Origin of the sequence: Dyella kyungheensis (genome assembly GCF_049913195.1) — a bacterium.
GTDB lineage: Bacteria > Pseudomonadota > Gammaproteobacteria > Xanthomonadales > Rhodanobacteraceae > Dyella > Dyella kyungheensis.
The window spans coordinates 3,388,855-3,403,099 of record NZ_CP183983.1; the positions used below are offsets into that span (position 1 = coordinate 3,388,855).

Sequence of the window (14,245 nt, forward strand, 5' to 3'; positions counted from 1 at the left end):
TGCGGCCGTCGGGCACATGCCATAATGCCGATGTCACGCGAGGCCGAACCAACGGTCTTACCCTCGAATCAAACCAAGCGGAGCAACGAATGGCCCTTGCCATCCGCGACGTGCGTGAGCACGACCTGGATGCCGTACTGGCGCTCAACAACGCCGCCGGCCGCACCATCCTCGCCCTAGACTCGGCACAGCTGCGCTACTTCTTCGACCATGCGGACTATTTCCGGGTGGCCGAGATCGATGGCCAACTCGCCGGGTTTCTCATCGCGCTCCGCGAAGGTCGCGATTACGACAGTCCGAACTATCACTGGTTCTCCCAGCACTACCCGCAGTTTGCCTATATCGATCGCATCGTCATCGCCAACGCCTATCGCCGTCATGGCCTGGGTCGCATCTTCTATTGCGACGTGACCAGCTATGCGGAAGTGCGCGTGCCGCTGCTGACCTGCGAGGTTTTCCTGGAGCCGCGCGACGACGTGGTGGTGCTGTTCCACGGCACCTACGGTTTCCAGGAAGTGGGCCAGCAACGCATGGGCAGCGACGGTCCGCAGGTGAGCCTGCTGGCCAAGGACCTGCCCAGCTACGCCTTTGTGCGAGAGACCTATCTGGACCACGACGGCCTTCCCGATGTGCCGTGGTTGGCCGAACGCCAGCATTCGTCCCCTCCTCCCGATACCACCCAGCGCCGCCTCGCGGGAGAGCAGCGCCCGTGAATGCAAAGATGGATCAACAAGACGCCTGTGACCTGCGCTTCGGCCAGGTCGGCATAGCCAACGTGCGCATCAAGCGCGTGGATGCGGCCGCGCTGTGCGAAGAGCTGGAACGCCGCGTCCGTGCCGCCCCCCAATTGTTCTCACGCGCCGCCGTGGTGCTGGATCTCAGCCATCTGTTGAAGCTGCCGGACGACGGCACGGTCGACGCCCTGCTCGAAGCCATCCGCAGTGCCGGCATGTTGCCGGTGGGGCTGGCCTACGGCACCAGCGAAGTCGATGCGCTGGCGCAGCGCATGGGCCTGCCGTTGATCGCCAAGTTCCGCGCCGCCTACGAACCAGCCGACGGCGGCAGCATCGCGCCGCCGGCGCCGTCCGCCGCTGCCGCGGAACCGCCGCGCCGCGCGGAACCGGTGCGACAGGAAGCCGAACCCGCCGCTCCGGTGTCCACGCTCGGCGCGCAGCACTACGAAGGCACCGTGCGTTCGGGCCAGCAGGTGTATGCGCGCGATCGCGACCTGGTCGTCACCGGCGCCATCGCCAACGCCGCCGAAGTGATTGCCGACGGCAGCATCCATGTCTACGGCGCCGTGCGCGGCCGCGCGATGGCCGGCGCACAGGGTGATGAGAAAGCGCGCATATACATTTCAGACTTCCGCGCGGAGTTGGTGGCCATCGCCGGGCACTACCGCGTGTTTGAACAAATTCCAAAGGACCTCGAAGGCCAGTCTGTGCGATGCTGGCTCGAAGGGGAAAAATTGCTGATCGCCAAGCTGTGACGATCAGTCATTACAACTACAAAGAACCATGCGGAGATGAGCCTTGACTGCTGAGATTATCGTTGTCACCTCGGGCAAGGGTGGCGTGGGCAAGACCACGACCAGTGCCTCGCTTGCCACGGGCCTCGCCATGGCCGGCAAGAAAGTCGCGGTGATCGATTTCGACGTCGGCCTGCGCAACCTCGACCTCATCATGGGCTGCGAGCGGCGCGTGGTGTACGACTTCGTCAACGTCGTGCACGGCGAAGCCACGCTCAAGCAGGCGCTGATCAAGGACAAGCGCTACGAGACCCTCTACGTGCTGGCGGCCAGCCAGACGCGCGACAAGGACGCGCTGACCCAGGAAGGCGTCGAGAAGGTGCTCGAGGACCTGGGCAAGGAAGGCTTCGATTTCGTCGTCTGTGATTCGCCTGCCGGCATCGAAAAGGGTGCGCACCTGGCGATGTATTTCGCCGACCACGCCGTGGTGGTGGTGAACCCGGAAGTGTCCTCGGTGCGCGACTCGGACCGCATCCTGGGCCTGCTCGCCAGCAAGACCCGCCGCGCCGAACGCGGCGACGGCGCGATCAAGCAGCACCTGCTGCTGACCCGCTACAACCCGGCCCGCGTGGCGGTGGGCGAAATGCTCAGCGTGAAGGACGTCGAGGAAATCCTCGGCATCAACGTGGTGGGCGTGATTCCCGAATCGGAAAACGTACTGGCGGCATCCAACGCCGGCGTGCCGGTGATCCTGGACGACAACTCGTTCGCGGGTCAGGCGTACAGCGACACCGTTGCCCGCATCCTTGGTGAAGAACGTGCCCTGCGCTTCCTCGAAGTGCCGAAGAAGGGCTTCTTCCAGCGCGTATTCGGAGGCTGATCGGCATGGGTATTCTTGATTTCCTGAAGCGCAAGCCGGAACCCACCGCTGGACTCGCCAAGGAGCGTCTTCGCATCATCGTGGCTCAGGAGCGCTCGACCCGTGGCGCTCCCGACTACCTGCCGTTGCTGCGCAACGAGCTGCTCGAAGTGATCAAGAAATACGTCCACGTCGACCTCGAAGCCATCAACATCAATGTCGAGCGCGACAGCGGACACGAGATCCTCGAGCTCTCCGTGGCGCTGCCCGAGAACACGCCAGCCAAAACCGTGTGATCGACGTGGCGCGGATCTTCCGCGCCACGCATTGCACCGCCTTCGCCGCTGCGATCCGGCGGCGACTTTCATCCGATGCCTGTTGCCCTTCCCTCCTCCACTGACGAAGCAAGCGTGATGCGCGTGGCCGAGATCGGCTTCGAAGCGCCGGCGACGCTGCTTGCCCGTTACGGACTCGCGCTCGAACGGGTGGCGCCCGGCACGGCCATTCCCGGCAGTTTCTGGGGCGACGAGGAAGCCGGCATCATCGGCACCACGGTGTATGCACGCGACGACACGCCGGTGCATTCGCTGCTGCACGAGGCCGGCCATCTGATCGTGCTGCCGCCCGAGCGGCGCAGCCAGGTGCATACCGATGCCACCGATTCCATCGCCGAGGAAGACGCCACCTGCTATCTGCAGATCGTGCTGGCCGACGAGTTGCCCGGCGTCGGCCGCGCGCGCCTGATGGCCGACATGGACGCCTGGGGCTACACCTTCCGGCTCGGCTCCGCCCAGGCATGGTTTGGCGAAGACGCCGCCAATGCCAGGCTCTGGCTGGTGGAACACGGTCTGCTGGACGCTCAGGGAAGACCGGTTTTCAGCTGACCGCGACCGCTTCGGGGCAAGCAAAACCTTGCTTAGAGCCTGTTCATGATCTCCGCGTGGCCCGCGCCGGGATCTGTTTGCGCGCAGGACAAGGAAGAGGGAAGGAGTGTACGTCCGTACACGACTGAGTGATGACGCCGGCCTGTGGGCAAACAGACCCGGCCCGGCGGGTTGTTCTTGAGTGGCCGCCAGGCGGTAGCGCGCGGCTTGACCTGCCCACCAGGCAGGCGCAGCGCCACGCACTACCGCCTGGCGGCCACTCAAGAACAACGCGGGCTACGCGGAGATCATGAACAGGCTCTAATCTCACGTCGACACAACACCCGCTGGCGCAGTGTGATATCGCCAAACGGGAGACCGTGCGTGACACCCTGGCTCAAGACAGCGGTCAGCGTTATGTGCGCCGCGATGCTGGCCACCAGCGCAGCCGGTGATGTCACCGGTGGCTCGCCGCGTCCCGACAGCTTCGTGGCACACATCGAACTCACCGGCGCCATCGGACCGGCCGCCGCCGAATACGTCGATGCCTCCTTGCAACGCGCCGCACGCGATGGCGCCCGCGCCGTCGTGCTGCAGATGGATACGCCGGGAGGCCTGTCCGATTCGATGCGGCAGATCATCGCCAGCATCCTCGCTTCCCCTCAGCCGGTGATCGGCTACGTCGCGCCCAGCGGTGCACGTGCGGCCTCGGCCGGCACCTACATCCTCTACGCCTGCCACATTGCGGCGATGGCGCCTGCCACCCATCTGGGTGCGGCCACGCCGGTGGCGCTCGGTGGCGGCAGCCCCCTGCCCTCGCCGGCCGCATCGGCACCGGGCAACGCGAAAACCGATGCCGAATCCAACAAGGCGATCAACGATGCGGTCGCATCGATCCGTTCGCTGGCGCAGCTCAATGGCCGCAATGCGGAGTGGGCCGCGCAGTCGGTGCAAGGCGCGGCAACACTCACCGCCGACGAAGCCCTGCAGAAGCACGTGGTGGATCTGGTCGCTGCGGATCTCACCGCGCTGCTCTTGAGCGTGGAGGGACGGCGCGTGCACGTTGGCGGCAAAGACGTAGTGCTGCATCTGTCCCAGCTGCCCGTGCGCAATTACGCGCCCAACTGGCGCACCCATCTGCTGAGCCTGATCACCCATCCCACCATCGCCTACCTGCTGCTGCTCGCCGGCATCTACGGACTGGTGCTGGAAGCGTTCCATCCCGGCGTGCTGGTGCCCGGTATCGCCGGTGCCATCTGCCTACTGGTCGGCCTGTACGCACTGCAGCTGTTGCCGGTGAACTATGCAGGCCTCGCCTTGATGCTGCTGGGCGTGGGGCTGGTGCTGGCCGAAGCCATGATGCCGTCGGTCGGTGCCATCGGCCTGGGCGGCGTGGTGGCGTTCGTGATCGGCTCGATCATGCTGTTCGATGCCGACGTGCCGGGGTACGAAGTGAATGTGGGCGTGATTGCCGGCATCGCCCTGGGCGGCGTGGCGGTGTTGATGGTCTTGCTGCGCCTGGTGGCGCGCACGCGCCGCGTGCGGACGTTCAACGGCGACGAACAGATGTTGCACAGCACCGGCGAACTGATCCAGCCGCTCGATGCAGCCGGCGACGGCTGGGCGCGCATCGGCGGCGAGCAATGGCGCGTGCATGGCGATGCCAGCCTGCCGGCCGGCTCACGTATCCGCGTGGTGGGACGCGACGGCCTGCTGCTGCGCATTACCCGCGCCTGACTTCAGCAAAGGAGAAACACATGATTGGCTTCGTCGGCGTGATCGTGATCTGGGTGATCGCCCTGTTGTTCCTGTCGATCAAGGTGCTGCCGGAATACCAGCGCGGCGTGGTGCTCACGCTCGGCCGCTACACCGGCACCAAAGGACCGGGCCTGGTGCTGCTGGTGCCGATCGTGCAGCGCATGATGCGGGTGGATTTGCGCGTGACCGTGATGGACGTGCCGCCGCAAGACGTGATCTCGCGCGACAACGTCTCCGTGCGCGTCAACGCGGTGGTCTACTTCCGCGTGGTGGAACCGGACAAGGCGATGCTGCAGGTGGCCGATTTCTACCAGGCCACCAGCCAGCTGGCGCAGACGCGCCTGCGCTCGGTGCTCGGCCAGCACGAACTGGACGATATTCTTTCGCAGCGCGATTCGATCAATCACAGCCTGCAGCAGATCCTGGACGAAGCGACCGATCCCTGGGGCATCAAGGTCAGCAACGTCGAAATCAAGGATGTCGACCTCAACGAAACCATGGTGCGCGCGATCGCCCGCCAAGCCGAAGCCGAACGCGAGCGCCGCGCCAAGGTGATCCATGCGGAAGGCGAACTGCAGGCCGCGGAAAAATTGCGCGATGCCGCCGCCGTGCTCGCGCAGCAACCGCAGGCGTTGCAGCTGCGCTACATGCAGACCATGTCGGACATGTCCAACAGCGGCAAGGCGTCGACCATCGTGTTCCCGCTGCCGCTGGACCTGTTGAAGCCGCTGCTGGGCCCAAGCGGCTGAGCGCCTGGGTTCGTCTGTGGGAGCACACCCTGTGCGCGGCTGGCCTGGCCTCAAGGCAAGTTTGAGTCGCGCACAGGGTGCGCTCCTACGGGGGGCGAGGACGCGTGTGTCTGTACAATGAGCGGCCATTCGCCAGCCGCGCCGCCATGTCCAGCACGCCCACCCATGTCAGCGTCGCCATCATCGGCGGCGGCCCCGCCGGCCTGATGGCGGCCGAGGCCGCGCATGCGGCCGGGGTATCGGTGGATGTGTTCGATGCCAAGGGCTCGGTAGGACGCAAGTTCCTCATCGCCGGCAAGGGCGGCATGAACCTCACCCACGGCGAAGCGAAGCCCGATTTCGTGCAGCGTTACGGCACGCGTTCGCGCGAAGTGGGCGAATGGCTGGACGATTTCGACGCAGACGACTTACGCGCCTGGGCCCGTGGCCTGGGCGTGGAAACCTTCGTCGGCACTTCGGGACGCGTGTTCCCCAGCGATCTGAAAGCCGCGCCGCTGTTGCGTGGCTGGGTGCGCCGCCTGCGCGAAAGCGGCGTGCGCTTCCATGTGCATCACCGCTGGCTGGGCTGGACCGACGACGGCGCGCTGCGCTTCGCCACGCCCGAGTGCGAACAGGCAGTTCGCGCCGATGCGGTGGTGCTCGCGATGGGCGGCGGCAGCTGGCCGGAGCTGGGTTCGGACGGTGCATGGCAGGCGCCGTTGCGCGAGCGCGGCGTCGATGTATCGCCGCTGGTGCCGTCCAACTGCGGTTTCGACATCGGCTGGAGCGAACACATCGCCGGCCGTTTTGCCGGCGCGCCGCTGAAGCCCGTGACGATCCACCTGCGCGACCAGCACGGCCACGAGCACGCACGCCAAGGCGAATGCGTGATCACTGCCGGCGGCATCGAAGGCAGCTTGATCTACGCGTATTCCGCGCTGATCCGCGATGCCATCGCCGCGCACGGGCCGCTCACCATCGAACTCGATCTCTCGCCCGACCGCACGCTCGAACGCCTGCGCGCCGATCTTGCCAAGCCGCGCGGCAAACATTCCATGAGCGACCACCTGCGTCGCCAGACCGGCCTCACCGGGGTGAAGGCGGCGCTGCTGCACGAAGTGCTCGACCGCGAGCAGTTCCACGACGCGGACAATCTGGCGCGCGCCATCAAGCGCCTGCCGCTGCGGCTCGCCCATGCGCGTCCCATCGAGGAAGCGATCAGCAGCGGCGGCGGCGTGCGGCTGGAGGCGCTGAACCCGGCGCTGATGCTCGACGCCTGCCCCGGCGTGTTCTGCGCCGGCGAAATGCTCGACTGGGAGGCCCCCACCGGCGGTTACCTGCTCACTGCCTGCTTCGCCAGCGGACGCCGCGCCGGGCTCGGCGCCGCCGACTGGATCAAGCATTTGCCGCCGGCGGCCGATAACTGAGCAGAGCGTCGCAAGGCAGATCCGTGGCGCTACATATTTCCCGCCGGCGGCCGATACACCGAGCGTAGCGGGTGCCACACGAGGGAGCTGGCAGCACGATGATGGGGAACTGGTGGCGAGTATTCGGACGTGAGCGCGCGGCGGAACCCATGGCGGCGCGCCCCTCCGTGCCCGAACCGGAACACTCCGACGCGCCGCCGGTGCCGCACGACACCGTGTCGGGCGATGAGCTCGCCGAGCGCTTCGTCCGCTTCATCCTCAACCAACCGGTGGACGCTGGCGATGCGCCCGACAAGCAACGCGAACAGGCCATTCTCCAGCGCCTGAAAAACCAGTGCGAAAACGGCCGCTTCGACGTGCGCAGCCTGCCGCGCATGCCCACCGTGCTGCCGCAGCTGATGCGCGCAATGAAGAACGACAAGCTCAGCGGCGCCCAGCTGGCCGACCTGATCAAGCGCGATCCCGTACTGGTGGGCGAAGTGATGCGCGTCACCGGCAGCGTCACCTACCGCACCGCCCATCCGATCGGCAGCCTGCAGCACGCGGTGGTGCTGCTCGGCCAGATCGGCCTGCGCCACGTGGTGACCTCGTACGTGATGAAGCCCATCCTGATGGCCAGCGCCGGCGCCAACGGGCAGATCGTGGGCCAGCGACTATGGGACCACGCCGAACGCTGCGCGCACGCCGCGGTGTACCTGAGCAAGGGACAGTGCGACGCGTTCGAGGCGTACCTGGTGGCCCTGGTCGGCTACAGCGGCCTCGGTGCGGTGGCGCGCCTGCTCGATCGCGAGCTGCAGAACACCGAGCTGCCCGCCAGTTCCACCGCCTTCATCGACAGCTGCGTGCAGCTCGCCGCGCAGCTCACCGTGCAGGCGGGACAGCACTGGGAGCTGCCGCCGCCCGTGCAGGACGCCTTGGTGGAGCACCTGGAGCACGGCCATGCCGCGCTGATGCTGCCGATGAGCCGGGTGCTCTACGTATCGCAGCGGCTGGCGATGAACCAGCTGCTGGCCGAGCAGGGCTTGCTCGATCTGGACTCCGGTTACAGCGAGGACCCAGTGGCCACTTTCCCGCCGCAACTGCTGGCACGTTGCCAGCAGGACCTGCGCCGGAGTTTTGCCGCGACCTGATCGACCTCACCTTGCGGCGAGGAGACGCTCCCTCACTTCGGCCACGATGGCGAACGAACGGCAGCGCGCCTCATGCTCGAACACGTTGGCGGTAATCATCAACTCGTCAGGACGATGGCGCTCGATGAAAGCCTCGATACCCTCCTTCACCGTGTCGGCACTGCCCACCACCGCGCAGGCGAGCGCCTGTTGCACGCCGAACTTCTCGGTGGGCGTCCAGTAGTTTTCGATGTTGTCGATCGGCGGCGGAATCAGTCCGGGTCGCCCGCGGCGCAGATTGACGAAACTCTGCTGCTGGGTGGTGAACAGGCGCCGGGCTTCCGCATCGCTGGCCGCGGCCACGATGTTTATCCCCAACATGGCGTGGGGCGCCTGCAGGCGTTGCGACGGCCGGAAATCGCGACGGTAGAGGGCCAGGGCCTCATCCATCGCATCGGGCGCGAAGTGCGAGGCGAAGGCAAACGGCAGCCCCATCGCCGCCGCCAGCCGGGCACTGAACAGGCTGGAACCCAGCAGCCACACCGGCACCTCGATGCCGGCGCCAGGGACGGCGCGCACCGGCTGGTTGGGCGTGGCGGGTTCGAAATAGGACAGCAGCTCGGCCACGTCCTGGGGGAACTGCTCGGCGCTGTCGAAATAGCGGCGCAAGGCGCGCGCCGTGGCGTGGTCGGTGCCCGGCGCACGGCCCAGGCCCAGATCGATACGCCCCGGATACAGCGAAGCCAGCGTGCCGAACTGCTCGGCCACCTGCAGCGGCGCGTGGTTCGGCAACATGATGCCGCCGGCACCCACCCGGATGGTCGAGGTACCGCCCGCCACGTGACCGATCAGCACGGCGGTGGCTGCGCTGGCGATGCCCGGCATGTTGTGGTGTTCGGCCAGCCAGTAGCGGTTGTAGCCCAGCGTTTCGGCGCGGCGCGCCAGATCCAGCGTGTTGGCGAACGCCTGGGTGGTATCGCTGCCCTCGGTAACGGGCGCCAGATCAAGTACGGAAAAAGGAATCATGGAGCTTCCTCGACGGGGAAGCCCTTGTATCTGGGGACGGGGCCGGCAAATGCCAGCCCCGCCGCCTGCGCTTAGCGCATGATGCCGGTATGGCCCAGCGAATAGCGGCCCGGCTGCGGCCACACGGCCAGACCGTGCGGCTCCTGGCCCACCTTGATCTTGCGCACCTGGCCGGTGGTGGTGTCGATCGCATAGACCTCGTCATCGAAGCGGCCCGAGAGCCACAGCGTCTTGCCGTCGGCGCTCACGTTGCCCATGTCCGGGCTGCCGCCGCCGGGGATCGGCCAGTTCGCCACCTCCTTCTGCGAGGCGAAGTCGATCACCGACACGCTGCCCTTGCCGCCGCGCGGACCGTGCACCTTGTTGGAGCCGCGGTTGGCCACGTACAACTTGCTGCCGTCGCGGCTGGGGTACAGGCCGTGCGTGCCCACGCCGGTCTTGATGAAGCCCACCTGCTTGAAGCTGGCGCCGTCGATCAGGTACACGCCGTCGGCCATCATGTCGGCCACGTAGAACGTCTTGCCGTCAGGAGACGCACGAATGTCCTGCGGCATGCCCTTCTTGGACAGATCCAGGTAACCGAGCACCTTGCGGTTGACCATGTCGATCTTCACCAGCTTGCCGGTGAACTCGCAGGTGAAAATCGCATAGCTGCCGTCGATGGCGAAGTCGGCATGGTTGATGCCCTTGCACTCCGGCGCGCTGAGGCTGGAGTGCTCCTTCATGCTGTGCGCATCGCGGAAATCCAGGCGCGCAAACGCCTCGGCGACGACGATGGCTTCCTTGCCGTCCGGCGTGAAGTACATGTTGTACGGGTCATCCACTGGCACCGCCGTGCCCGGCTTGCCGGTGGCGGCATCGATCGGCGTGAGGCTGCCGGTCTTCTTGCGCTCGGCGTTGTTGGTGACCCACAGCGTGCGCAGGTCCCACGACGGCACCACGTGCTGCGGGCCCTCGCCCACCTTGAACTTGTCCACCACCTTGTAGGTGGCCGGATCGATCACGTAGACGTCGTTCGAACGCAGGTTGGGCACGTAGATGCGTGCCGGATCGTTCTTCACCACCGGGCTGAGGTGGCCCAGGCCCGACTCGCTGTACATGTTGGCGGGATTCACCACCGGCGGCATGCCGGGCACGGTGTTCACGGACGAGGCCGCCAGGGCATTGCCGCCCAGGCACGCAGCGGCAAGCGCCAACGGTGCGAGGCGGAACAAACGGGAGGAACGCAGGGATTTAACGATGGCCATGAGTCACAACTTGGTTTGGGTGATATGGGGAAGGTCAACGTGCCTGCGTGTCGCGACGCAAGGCATTGACCGTATTTACCACAATAGCATCCACGCCCAGCTGACCGAGCTCAGCCGAGGAGCGGCGCGGATCGCCGCCATAGACGCCATCGGCCGCGCCCAGCTTGGGGCCGTCCTGCAATTGGCCCAGGCGCACCATCTTCGGATCGGCGGCGAGCTGCAGCGAGGTATCGGCCAGGCCGGCATGCGTGCCGATCTCGTTGTCCTTGACGCCGTGCTGGCGCAGGATCTGGTTGAAGCCGTCGGACGAGGTGGCGTAGTACTCCGGCGGCACGAGGGCACGCGCCTTGCCGCCCCAGCCCTTGTTCAACTTGGCGGCCACGCGATCCAGATCTTTCTGATAGCCGCCGTGATCGCCCAGCAGGACGATGTTGCGGAAGCCATGCACGGCGAAGCTTTGCGCCGCCGATTCCAGCAGCTGCTCGAACACCGCATCGGGAATCGTGATGGTGCCGGGAAAACGCATGTGCGAACTCGGCGGCGCGGTGCCGCCTTCGGGCACGTAAGTCACCACCGGCGCCACCAGCGCGTTGCCCAGTCGCTCGGCGATCTTCTGCGCGAGAAAGGCCGCGCGTGCATTGTGCTTGCCCACCGCGATGTATGGGCCGCTCTGCTCGGTGCCGCCGATCGGAATGATGATGGTGGTCTTGCCGGCCTGCACCTGGTCGCGGATTTCGGTCCAGGTGAGGTCTTGCAGCTGCACGGTGTGCGGCGTCTGGGCGAAGGCGGTCGAGGCGCCCAACAGCAAAAGTCCGCAGGCAAGCGCGCGGAGCGACAAGGAAGGCATGGCATCGTCCTGAAAAGCAGACACCCAGTGTAGAACGCCCTCCTGTGGGAGCGCACCCTGTGCGCGACTGCCACATGCGGGCGACTGGCTCCGTTGACGTGTCGCGCACAGGATGCGCTCCCACAGGGGAGTCGGGAGACCGGCAACTACCGCGCTTTTTGCCGCGATCTCACCACCCTGGCCGCAGCGATGCGTAGCTCGCCCCGTTGTGGGAGCGCACTTGTGCGCGACGCTGGCGCATCGGCGCCCTCAGCCATGGCTGTTCGCGAACAACAAAGACAGCGGAGATCATGAGAGGTGGCAGTCGCGGACAAGTCCGCTCCCACACCATTCGTTGCGGCGATCAGTCCGGCGACTGCAACGGATGCCGCTCTTTCCACGCGGCCAGCGCCTCGCGATATTTGCCCATCGCTTCATCGTAGAAATCGAAGATGCAGGGCACGCAGCCCTGGCCGCAGCAGTCTTCGTCGTCGGGGCGTTGCGGAGGGATGGGCGGTGGATCGTCGGAGGGCGCGGGTACGCCCTCCGGCGGGGTTTTCGGTGAATCGTTCAACAGAATATTCCGCTCAGAAGATCAACCCGGCTTGCGGAAACGATAGACGAACTGGTCGGTATGACCGCGGATCGACTTGTCGAATACCTTGATGTTGTGCGGGTCTGCAGGATTGCGCAGCACGTCGCTCTCGCCGTCGAAGACGAAGCCCACCGACTCGACCTGCTTCTTCACGATGGCCGGATCGATGCGATGCAGCGTGTCGGTGTCGCGCATGCCCGAACCGGCTTCGGCCACGTGGTCGATCACCACGAACAGGCCGCCGGGCTTGAGCGAATCGAACACCTGCTTGTCGAACGTCACCGGATCGACGCTGCCCATGAACTTGTCCGGATAGTCGTGGTAGTTCTGCGACGTGAAGACGAGGTCAACCTTCACCGGCGTCTTGAACTCCTTGGCCGGCACCATCAGCACGCCGACGTTGGCGTAATGCGGCTGCGCCACGAGCGCCTTGGAGGCCTGCACGTCGGACTGGGCCTCCTTGCCGTATTCGTTCGGCCATACCGCGAAAACCTTGCCCTTGGGACCCACCACGCCGCTGAACACGCGGGTGAAATAGCCGCTGCCCGGGATCAGGTCCACCACGGACTGGCCCGGCTTCACTTCGGCAAACGCCATCAGGTCGGCGATTTTCCGGCGATCGTCGTTGGCGGTGTCGTCCTTGCGGGCCGGATCGTTGACCGCCGCGGTGACGTAGGAAGGGACTTCCGTTGACGCCGGCGCAGCGGCCAGCGCAGCGGTGACGGGAAAAGCGAGGGCTACCAGCACTGCAAGTACGGTCGGTCGCATGACGAACTCCGTGGTGTGGCGGGTGTGGGGCGCATTGTGCGCCCCCACAGGATAAAGCGCAGCAGGTGTCTCGACACAGTGCTCCGTCGCGTTATTTGCCCGTGCCCGGTCCGGCCAGCGCGGTCAACAGCACGTGCCAATAGGTCACATCGTCATAGAACGACTTCACCGGCACGCGCTCGTTGAGACCATGCGCGAACGAATCGCTGTTCTTCATGAACATGCCGTTGACGCCATAGGCGGGAATGCCCGCCGCGCGGAAATAGATGCCGTCGGTGGCGCCCGATTCCTGCTCCGGCGTAATCGCCACGCCCGGGCGAATGGCATGCACCGCCTTGGTCACGGCCGCGACCACGTCGGGGCGCAACGGCGAGGCATCGCTGGAGATCGCCTTGCCGATCAGCACGACCTCCACCTTCGGGCCGACCAGATCGGCCAGCGTCTTGCGCACGGTCTCGATCGCCACGCCCGGGAAGATGCGGCAGTTGATGTTCGCCGTCGCCGACTGCGGCAACGCATTGTCCGCATGGCCACCGCGCAGCATGGTGGCGACGCAGGTGGTGCGCGTCTTGCCCACTTCCGACGGTTCCGCCGCCAGCACGGCGGCAGCATTCGCGTCGTGCGGATTCTTGGCGAAGTCGCGCATCGCCTGACCCAGCTTGCCCTGCGTGGTCGCGCCCAAGGCCTTGAACGAAGCGATAGTGGTGTCGTTGGACATCACCGGGAACGCGTAGCCCTGCACTTTCTTCAGCGCATCGGCCAGCTCGTAGATGGCGTTGTCCGCACGCGGCAGCGAACTGTGGCCGCCGGCGTTGCGCGTGGTCAGTTCGAAATCCGCATAGGCCTTTTCCGCCGTTTGCAGACCGAACACCAGCGGCTTGCCGTCTTCGCTCAGCTCGCCGCCACCCGCATCCGTATTGAGCGCGAACTCGGCATCGACCAGGTCGCGATGGTTCTTGACCAGGTCGTCCATGGTCTCCTGGGTGGTTTCCTCGTCGCCGGTGTAGACGATGATCAGGTCGCGCGTGGGCACGAAGCCGGCCTTCTTCAACTGGATGAAGTTGGCCGCCAGCACGGTGACGCCGCTCTTGATGTCCTCGGTGCCGCGACCGTAGAAGTAGCCGTTCTCTTCGATCAGCTTGAACGGGTCGCGCTGCCAGTCTTCCGGCTTGGCGGTGACCACGTCCATGTGCGCCATCAGCGCGATCGGCTTGCCGCCCGTGCCGTTGCCGCGGTAGCGCACGACCATCGCCGCGGTCTCGCCGTGCGGGATGATATGGATGTCCGCATCGGGGAAGCCTGCGGCGCGGAACTGGTCCGCCAGATACTTCGCCATCACCGGCACCTGGCCCTGCCCGATCTCCGTCTTGAAGGCGATGAGGTGACTGAAGATGTCACGCGCCTGCGCCTGGTTGGCATCCGGCGTCGCCGCGACGGCGGGAAGTGCGACGGAACAGGTCAGCAGCGTAGCGAGCAAGGGTCGGAACATGGGCATCTCACCGGCGTCGGAGGGAGTCGTGAGTATGTCTGGTTCGCCGCCGACGGAACACTGCGGACGCCCCATCCCCGCT

The 14,245-nt window shown here is 65.9% G+C and carries 15 protein-coding genes; 9 read left to right on the top strand and 6 right to left on the bottom strand.

The annotated features are described in order from the left end of the window. Positions 1-89 precede the first annotated feature (89 nt). The 9 genes from ACN9MB_RS15275 to ACN9MB_RS15315 all read left to right on the top strand — a co-directional run bounded on the left by ACN9MB_RS15275 (position 90) and on the right by ACN9MB_RS15315 (position 8,233). A complete protein-coding gene (locus tag ACN9MB_RS15275) occupies positions 90-713 on the top strand; it encodes a GNAT family N-acetyltransferase (RefSeq protein WP_204634266.1) in 624 nt (207 codons plus the stop codon). 8 nt (positions 714-721) lie between these two features. Continuing rightward, positions 722-1,489, top strand: a complete 768-nt coding sequence (minC, locus tag ACN9MB_RS15280; RefSeq protein WP_239535158.1) for a septum site-determining protein MinC — start codon at positions 722-724, stop codon at positions 1,487-1,489. Between the two features lie 43 nt (positions 1,490-1,532). Next, positions 1,533-2,348 (top strand): septum site-determining protein MinD, encoded by an 816-nt coding sequence (gene minD, locus ACN9MB_RS15285; RefSeq protein ID WP_204634264.1) that lies wholly within the window; start codon positions 1,533-1,535, stop codon positions 2,346-2,348. A 5-nt stretch (positions 2,349-2,353) separates the two neighbouring features. Continuing rightward, positions 2,354-2,623: a cell division topological specificity factor MinE gene (minE, locus tag ACN9MB_RS15290; protein WP_204634263.1), complete on the top strand. Its 270-nt coding sequence runs from the start codon at positions 2,354-2,356 to the stop codon at positions 2,621-2,623. Between the two features lie 75 nt (positions 2,624-2,698). Continuing rightward, entirely contained in the window at positions 2,699-3,211 is a 513-nt protein-coding gene (locus ACN9MB_RS15295; RefSeq protein ID WP_204634262.1) for a hypothetical protein, read from the top strand. A 363-nt stretch (positions 3,212-3,574) separates the two neighbouring features. Then, positions 3,575-4,927 carry an NfeD family protein gene (locus tag ACN9MB_RS15300; protein ID WP_426269490.1) on the top strand — a complete coding sequence of 451 codons (1,353 nt, stop codon included), beginning with the start codon at positions 3,575-3,577 and terminating at the stop codon, positions 4,925-4,927. A gap of 20 nt (positions 4,928-4,947) precedes the next feature. After that, entirely contained in the window at positions 4,948-5,697 is a 750-nt protein-coding gene (locus ACN9MB_RS15305) for a slipin family protein (protein ID WP_204634261.1), read from the top strand. Between the two features lie 146 nt (positions 5,698-5,843). Continuing rightward, positions 5,844-7,103 (top strand): TIGR03862 family flavoprotein, encoded by a 1,260-nt coding sequence (locus ACN9MB_RS15310; protein ID WP_426271928.1) that lies wholly within the window; start codon positions 5,844-5,846, stop codon positions 7,101-7,103. 149 nt (positions 7,104-7,252) lie between these two features. Beyond that, positions 7,253-8,233, top strand: coding sequence for an HDOD domain-containing protein (locus ACN9MB_RS15315; RefSeq protein WP_426269491.1), 981 nt, complete (start codon positions 7,253-7,255; stop codon positions 8,231-8,233). A gap of 6 nt (positions 8,234-8,239) precedes the next feature. Here ACN9MB_RS15315 and ACN9MB_RS15320 read toward each other — a convergent pair whose 3' ends face one another. The 6 genes from ACN9MB_RS15320 to ACN9MB_RS15345 all read right to left on the bottom strand — a co-directional run bounded on the left by ACN9MB_RS15320 (position 8,240) and on the right by ACN9MB_RS15345 (position 14,163). Next, on the bottom strand, positions 8,240-9,238 hold the full coding sequence (locus ACN9MB_RS15320) for an LLM class flavin-dependent oxidoreductase (protein ID WP_426269492.1): 999 nt from the start codon (positions 9,236-9,238) through the stop codon (positions 8,240-8,242). Between the two features lie 71 nt (positions 9,239-9,309). Then, positions 9,310-10,485: a hypothetical protein gene (locus ACN9MB_RS15325; protein ID WP_426269493.1), complete on the bottom strand. Its 1,176-nt coding sequence runs from the start codon at positions 10,483-10,485 to the stop codon at positions 9,310-9,312. A 34-nt stretch (positions 10,486-10,519) separates the two neighbouring features. Beyond that, positions 10,520-11,332, bottom strand: a complete 813-nt coding sequence (locus ACN9MB_RS15330; protein WP_204634258.1) for a creatininase family protein — start codon at positions 11,330-11,332, stop codon at positions 10,520-10,522. Between the two features lie 343 nt (positions 11,333-11,675). Further along, entirely contained in the window at positions 11,676-11,885 is a 210-nt protein-coding gene (locus ACN9MB_RS15335) for an oxidoreductase-like domain-containing protein (RefSeq protein WP_426269494.1), read from the bottom strand. A gap of 21 nt (positions 11,886-11,906) precedes the next feature. Further along, complete coding sequence (locus ACN9MB_RS15340) at positions 11,907-12,674, bottom strand: class I SAM-dependent methyltransferase (RefSeq protein WP_204634256.1); 768 nt, start codon at positions 12,672-12,674, stop codon at positions 11,907-11,909. Positions 12,675-12,765: 91 nt separating this feature from the next. After that, entirely contained in the window at positions 12,766-14,163 is a 1,398-nt protein-coding gene (locus ACN9MB_RS15345; RefSeq protein WP_204634255.1) for a M20/M25/M40 family metallo-hydrolase, read from the bottom strand. Between the last annotated feature and the right edge of the window lie 82 nt (positions 14,164-14,245).

Bases quoted from the DNA above. Each gene is read 5' to 3' on its own strand.
- ACN9MB_RS15275 (WP_204634266.1), top strand. From the start codon at position 90: ATGGCCCTTGCCATCCGCGACGTGCGTGAGCACGACCTGGATGCCGTA.
- minC (WP_239535158.1), top strand. From the start codon at position 722: ATGGATCAACAAGACGCCTGTGACCTGCGCTTCGGCCAGGTCGGCATA.
- minE (WP_204634263.1), top strand. From the start codon at position 2,354: ATGGGTATTCTTGATTTCCTGAAGCGCAAGCCGGAACCCACCGCTGGA.
- ACN9MB_RS15295 (WP_204634262.1), top strand. From the start codon at position 2,699: ATGCCTGTTGCCCTTCCCTCCTCCACTGACGAAGCAAGCGTGATGCGC.
- ACN9MB_RS15305 (WP_204634261.1), top strand. From the start codon at position 4,948: ATGATTGGCTTCGTCGGCGTGATCGTGATCTGGGTGATCGCCCTGTTG.
- ACN9MB_RS15310 (WP_426271928.1), top strand. From the start codon at position 5,844: ATGTCCAGCACGCCCACCCATGTCAGCGTCGCCATCATCGGCGGCGGC.
- ACN9MB_RS15315 (WP_426269491.1), top strand. From the start codon at position 7,253: ATGGCGGCGCGCCCCTCCGTGCCCGAACCGGAACACTCCGACGCGCCG.
- ACN9MB_RS15320 (WP_426269492.1), bottom strand. From the start codon at position 9,238: ATGATTCCTTTTTCCGTACTTGATCTGGCGCCCGTTACCGAGGGCAGC.
- ACN9MB_RS15325 (WP_426269493.1), bottom strand. From the start codon at position 10,485: ATGGCCATCGTTAAATCCCTGCGTTCCTCCCGTTTGTTCCGCCTCGCA.
- ACN9MB_RS15330 (WP_204634258.1), bottom strand. From the start codon at position 11,332: ATGCCTTCCTTGTCGCTCCGCGCGCTTGCCTGCGGACTTTTGCTGTTG.
- ACN9MB_RS15340 (WP_204634256.1), bottom strand. From the start codon at position 12,674: ATGCGACCGACCGTACTTGCAGTGCTGGTAGCCCTCGCTTTTCCCGTC.
- ACN9MB_RS15345 (WP_204634255.1), bottom strand. From the start codon at position 14,163: ATGTTCCGACCCTTGCTCGCTACGCTGCTGACCTGTTCCGTCGCACTT.